The 6,290-nt window shown below is 47.1% G+C and carries 6 protein-coding genes and 1 pseudogene; 6 read left to right on the top strand and 1 reads right to left on the bottom strand.

From position 1 onward, the window contains the following. Positions 1-421: 421 nt before the first annotated feature. From WMO41_RS15635 to WMO41_RS15660, 6 genes are all read left to right on the top strand, one after another. The gene (locus WMO41_RS15635; protein ID WP_349230563.1) at positions 422-1,315 is read left to right on the top strand and encodes a LysR family transcriptional regulator; all 894 of its coding nucleotides are present in this window, start codon (positions 422-424) and stop codon (positions 1,313-1,315) included. A gap of 218 nt (positions 1,316-1,533) precedes the next feature. Beyond that, positions 1,534-2,559: a FecCD family ABC transporter permease gene (locus WMO41_RS15640; RefSeq protein ID WP_349230564.1), complete on the top strand. Its 1,026-nt coding sequence runs from the start codon at positions 1,534-1,536 to the stop codon at positions 2,557-2,559. Next, a complete protein-coding gene (locus WMO41_RS15645; protein WP_349230565.1) occupies positions 2,556-3,380 on the top strand; it encodes an ABC transporter ATP-binding protein in 825 nt (274 codons plus the stop codon). The genes WMO41_RS15640 and WMO41_RS15645 overlap by 4 nt, the downstream gene beginning before the upstream one ends. Further along, a complete protein-coding gene (locus WMO41_RS15650) occupies positions 3,377-4,324 on the top strand; it encodes an aldo/keto reductase (protein ID WP_349230566.1) in 948 nt (315 codons plus the stop codon). The genes WMO41_RS15645 and WMO41_RS15650 overlap by 4 nt, the downstream gene beginning before the upstream one ends. Before the next feature lie 35 nt (positions 4,325-4,359). Then, positions 4,360-5,475, top strand: coding sequence for an ABC transporter substrate-binding protein (locus WMO41_RS15655; RefSeq protein WP_349230567.1), 1,116 nt, complete (start codon positions 4,360-4,362; stop codon positions 5,473-5,475). Between the two features lie 35 nt (positions 5,476-5,510). Then, positions 5,511-6,023 carry a hypothetical protein gene (locus WMO41_RS15660; RefSeq protein WP_349230568.1) on the top strand — a complete coding sequence of 171 codons (513 nt, stop codon included), beginning with the start codon at positions 5,511-5,513 and terminating at the stop codon, positions 6,021-6,023. Between the two features lie 179 nt (positions 6,024-6,202). Here WMO41_RS15660 and WMO41_RS16125 read toward each other — a convergent pair. Beyond that, a pseudogene (locus WMO41_RS16125) lies at positions 6,203-6,290 on the bottom strand (transposase); the annotation flags it as partial.

The raw sequence follows: 6,290 nt of genomic DNA on the forward strand, positions 1-6,290 counted from the left end.
AACACAAAAAGAGGACCTTGGATTCATTATGAATCCTTGGTCCTTCTTTTTTATAGGCTATGTTTTTTCACAGCCCCTGAGATAGGCAATATGAGGTCCCTGCCGAATTTAATATGCAGGAATTTGTGGGTAGGTGGGAAGTATAATTTGCCGCCTGACAGTATGCACTAAAAATGGATTTAGTGAAAGGCGTGTGGTTTGACCTTTACGATTTTGCTGATTCGGAATGCGAAGCATCGGCAAAATCAGTTACTGTTTGCGCAAGGCGTGTACAGTAACCGGAATAGAGCTGATATACTGTGAGAATTGTTCAGAGACTTGCAACCCCAAAAACCATGTAGTATAATATATGCAGTTAGCAATGCCTAACTTATATATTTTAAACATTTACAGTCCTAATAGATCAATACATGGTGAAAAAATGACACTACAACAACTGAAATATTACTGCATGGTCTGCGAATGCCACAGCATCACGCAGGCCGCGAAAAAATTTTTTGTGACGCAGCCAGCGGTTACGGCTGCGATCCGTGAACTGGAGAAGGAGTATGCGGTCCGCCTGGTGGATAAGGAAGGGAAAAGTATCCGGCTCACGAAGGCGGGGGAAGGATTTTACCAATATGCGTCCCAGATGCTGGATCACGCGAAGGAATTCGATGACCAGGTACATAATATGGTAAAACATAGGAGAAATCTGCGGATCGGTCTGACAAAATCTGCGGGTTCTGCCGCCTACATGGAGTATTTTTCAAATGAGGCCGAAAAGTATCAGAATGTGGAGATAAAGGTGACCGTGGATTCTACATCAGAACTGATCGAGAAACTGCGGGACAAGAAGCTGGATGCCGTTCTGATCCTGAATCACAGTGGAAATCCAATGGAAAATGATTTGAAATGGGCGGAACTTAAGACTACAGAAATGCTGTACTGTGTCTCGAAAAACCATGCGCTGGCACATGAAGAGCGGATCACAGTACCGATGATTGCGAAAGAAAAGATGGTATCCACAAAACACGACCATCACAAAACAGAGGCATTACGGCAGATATTCTTACAGGCAGGTTATGAGGAGGGACCGCAGGTCTCATGGAGATATGACCAGCAAAGCACGGCGCTTCAGATGATCGCCGCAAATATGGCGACAGGATACTTTCCGGCGGAGGCGATCCGTCAGAATGATGGAATCGTTGGGAAACAGTTGGAAGGCGATAAGCCTGTTCCAATCTGCATTGCCTGGACAAAAGACAGCTGGAAGCAGGAAGAAGTGCAGCAGTTTATAAAAGAAATCATGAAATTTTACAGGGCGGTCCGATAGCAGGCAGCCTATTTTGATGTGCACTCGCACGAAGATGCAGATTGTCGCAAGCGCCGGCGCTCGGCGTGAGAATGTGCCAGGGCTCATTTTTAATTTATCATAGCTTTTATTTATAAATGAACAATTTTATTTATTTTACAAAATTCGGAAAATAATGTATAGTTAGCGATAGCTAATTAGCGATGGCTAACCAATAAGCCATGGGTAAGGAGACAACAATGGATCGAGGAATTCTGGAAAATAATAAAAGACCGGCAATGTTCATCATGACCATCGCTCTGATCGTCCTGTTTCTGGTACTGATCTGTGTAGGACGCTATCCGATCAGTCCGTTTCGGGCATTCGAAATTATAGGGAGATCGTTCATCGGAAAGACCGATGGAATGGATGTATACGAGTCAAGTGTTATACTGAGTATCCGCCTTCCGAGAATCCTTATGGGAATTCTGGTGGGGGCAGGGCTTTCTGTTTCCGGCGCGATTTATCAGGCCGTTTTCGGAAATCCACTCGTGAGCCCGGATATTCTCGGAGTCTCTTCGGGAGCTGGATTTGGCGCGGCGTTAGCGATCCTGTTATCGTGCGGCATGGCTGCTACACAGGTGATCGCACTCGGCTGCGGCCTTCTGGCAGTGGTGATCGTTCTGAACCTATCACGCATCAAGAGGCGCAGCGAACTGTTCGTGCTGGTGCTGTCGGGCGTTATTGTGAAGTCCATGTTTGATGCGCTGGTTTCCTTTATCAAGTACATCGCGGATCCGGAAGACAAGCTTCCGACGATCACCATGTGGCTGATGGGAAGTCTGGCAAATGTTTCATACAGGGATGTCCTGCTCTGCGCAGCAATTGAGATTCCGTGTCTGGTGGTGGCCATGATCCTTCGTTGGAAGATGAACCTGCTTTCACTGGATCAGGAGGAAGCCAGATCCCTGGGAATCAACGTCAAAAAGCTTCGCCTCGCCGTGATCCTGATTGCAACGATCATGACTGCGGTCACCGTGTCCGTCTGCGGTATCATTGGATGGATCGGTCTGGTGATTCCCCATATTGCACGACTTCTGATCGGAAATGACCACCGGATATTGATTCCAGCAAGTGTGCTTATGGGTTCAATCTACCTGCTGTTGATTGATACAGCAGCCAGAGCGGCCACAGCGGGAGAAATTCCGCTGTCCATCCTGACAGCAATGGTCGGCGCTCCGTTTTTTGCCATGATCCTCAGAAAGACGTCAGGAGGCAGGGGATGATACTGGAAGTAAAGAATGGAAGTTTTTCTTATGGGAAAAGGGAAATATTGAGGAATATCTCGTTTGACTTGGAAGAGCAGAAGATTATGACGATCTTAGGTCCGAACGGCGTGGGAAAAACGACTCTTTTAAAATGCATCATGGGTTTTTTGCCATGGAACGGGGGAGAGGCGCGGATCCTTGAGAAGAATTTAAAAGCATATTCCGATAGAGAACTCTGGAAACAGATCAGCTATGTGCCGCAGGCAAAACGGAGCGCATTTTCCTATGGAGTTCTGGAAATGGTCGTCATGGGGCTCGACAAAGAGAACAGTTTCTTCTATACTCCGAAAAAAGATCAGTTTGACAAGGCAAATGAGATGCTAAAGGAACTGGGTGTCGGAAAACTTGCAGGGAGGTACTGCAACGAACTTTCCGGCGGCGAGCTGCAGATGGTAATGCTTGCGCGGGCATTGGTCTCAGGACCGAAACTTCTGATCTTAGATGAGCCGGAGTCAAATCTGGACATGAAGAACCAGCTGCGGGTTTTGGACGCGATCTCGTATATCAATCAGGAAAAGAATACGGCCTGCGTCATCAACACACATTTCCCGGCTCATGCGCTGCAACTGTCAGACAAGACGCTGTTGCTGGGGCAAAATTACCGGCAGAAGTTCGGAGACACGGCGGAGATCATTACCGAAAACAATGTGGAAGAATTCTTCCAGACGCATGCCATCATTCTGGATTTTTCAGCTGAAGGAAGAACCTACCGAACGATCGCACCTTACCGGATTGCAGACAATGACCGGGAAGAGGAGAAAGAGAGAGGAGAAAAATGAAGTATACGGTTTTAGGACGTTCAGGAATTTCCGTGTCCAGAATTTCCATGGGGACCCATCATCTGAATGATCCAGCAGATATGGACAAACATGTTCAGAACTTTTTATATGCCTATAAAAAAGGAATCAATTTTTTTGAGACATCCGTCACCTACGGGGAAGGATATTCGGAACTGATTCTGGGAGAGGCAGTGAAAGAAATGAAAAAGGGAGAACACCCGTTCTTTATCATGTCAAAGACACATGCAGGAGATCATGAAACATTTAGACGGGATCTGGAAAATTCCCTGAAACGGCTTGGTGTGGACAGCATCGATGCGTTTACCTGCCTCTGGGGCGTTAAAAGCGGCGTAGAATGGAGCGGCGCGAAGGCCTATGGAGCGCTTAAAGAGATGGAGAGAGCCAGAGAAGAGGGGCTGATAAAACATATCGCGATCTCCGCGCATATGAAAAATCAGGAACTCGAACCGATCGTAAAAGAGTATCCCTTTGACTACAGTGTGCAGGGGTTCAATGTGGTCAACAGCGCATACCGGGCGGACGGACTGAAAGCAACATGGGAAAGCGGGGCGGGAACCATAGCCATGAATCCGCTGGCAACGGGAGATATCTTGAAATATTCCCATATTTTTGACGCAATCCGGATCCGGGAAGATCAGAGTCTTGTGCAGGCTGCTTACAGCTATGTGCTGTCGACCCCGTGGGTGCATTCCGTTCTTGGAACCTTTAATTCAAAGGAACAGATCGATGAGGCATTGTCTGTTCTGGAAGAAGCGCCTTACAGTGAAGCGGAACTGAAAAAAGTGCAGACATGTCTGAAAGGGAGAATCAGAAGTACTTCTCTTAAAGAGCGGATCGACACTGGAAAAGGATTGCGCCAGAGACCGTATATCTTGCGGGAAGAGGCGGCAGATCTGATGGAGGTTTATCCTTTAAGTGTTTAAATATAAATTTAGAAGGCTAACGGAGGAATAAAGACATGAGAAAAATGGTGGGTTTAGTTTTAGCAGGAGCCGCTGCATTTGCACTGACTGCCTGCAGCGGAAACAATGCCAGCCAGAGTACAGAGGCGGTTGCGACAACAGTTTCTGAGATGCAGACAGAAGCGGCAGCTGAGACGGAGGTCGGAAGCTATACAGTCACAGACGTGCGCGGAAAGGAAATCGAATTTGATGCGGTCCCGGAACGTGTTGCCACAGTCGGCAAGCCGTTCCCGTCCATCTACTATGCGATCGAGGGAGCAACGGACAATATCGTTGGCTGCAACCCATCTTCCATCACAGCGTACAATGAAAGCGTGCTGAAGGACATGTACCCGCAGCTGGAAAATGCAGAGACAGACTGGTGCACAAAGGATTCCACCGTAAATGTTGAGGAACTCCTGAAACTGCGCCCAGATGTTGTATTCATCTATTCGACGAAGGACAAGGAAATCGAGAAGATGGAAAACGCGGGGCTTAGGGTTGTGGCGCTTCGAAGTGCGGAATTGGACAGCGTAAAAGAAAATCTTCAGATCATGGCAGCTGTTTGCCAGAAAGAAGAGCGCGGAGAGCAGCTGGTGCAGTATATTGACGAGGGAATCGAGAAAGTTGCTTCACGCCTCACTGATGTAGCAGAGGAAGATAAGCCGACAGTCGTTGAATTTTACAGCGATATGAATGTGTCAGTAAAACAGTATGATCATTGGATGATTCCGAGCGGAGCGAAAAATCCGGCGGAAGACCTGACAGGAAAGATGGTTGAGGTCGACATGGAGCAGATGCTTTTATGGAATCCGGATATCATCTATATTGGAAACCATTCCGATCTGATGCCGTCCGATCTTCTGGAGAATAAACAGGACGGAAGAGACTGGTCCGTTATCAATGCAATAAAGAACCATCAGGTTTACAAGATCCCAATCGGCGCTTACCGCTGGGATCCGGCAGGTGTGGAGACACCGCTCATGGTCAAGTGGGCCGCAAAGATCCAGTATCCGGATATTTTCGCCGATATGGACATGAAAGAAGAAGTGAAGGAATTCTTTGAGTTTGTTTATCAGTATGAGTTGACAGATGAACAGGTTTCTGAAATTCTGGACAACAGACAGGAATAATACATGAGGAATCTTAAGAAAAAGGAGAAATAAAAATGGAAAAAATTATAGTACTTGAAAAGGGACAGAAACTTGAATTCAGCTTTGAAGACCTGTTAAAGTATCACGGAGTAGGATATCCGGGCGGTGTAGCACACGCGTTCCAGGTCATGCAAAGAGCGTTTCCGCTGCTTGATGACGGAAAACTTCTGGAGCGCAGAGAGATCGAGCTCGTCACCGCATTTCCGGGTCCTGGAGGGCTGGATGCTTTCGAGATGGTGACCCGCTGCGTTACTGACGGACGGATCCATGTAGACAAAGATTTGCCGGAGGCAGCAGGCATTCTGGAAAGCCCCCATGGAAGATATTATTTCCGGTTCAGCTACAGAGGAAAGACGGTGGTTGTCACCATTCGCCCAGGCTTCGTACGTCAGGATTTCATTGAGATGGCAAGAAAACCAAACCGCACCGAGGCAGAAGAGGTGATTCTGGCACAGATGAAGAGAGATATGGCAAAAAGACTTCTGGAAGCAAAATCGGAAGAGGTTTATGATGCAGTGATCTTATAGTTAGTTAAGGCTGATTGCAGGTGGATAATTCACGCTGCAGTCGGCCTTGACTTGTTCTATGGGGAGAGAACAGGGGAAAAAGCAGGGCAATGTGAGAACTCTTGTGGATAACCTGCAAAAATCAAAAAACAGGAAAAAATCCACTTGCATTAGCAATATGGATATGCTACCTGACTTCCGTCGTTTCTTTGCACAATCCGTTTATACCAGCGGTCATTTTTTATAATACCAAAAGTACCTTCTGCCTGGATGGAACGGTTCATTCTA

Source organism: Ventrimonas faecis, from assembly GCF_040096075.1.
Lineage (GTDB): Bacteria > Bacillota > Clostridia > Lachnospirales > Lachnospiraceae > Brotaphodocola > Brotaphodocola faecis.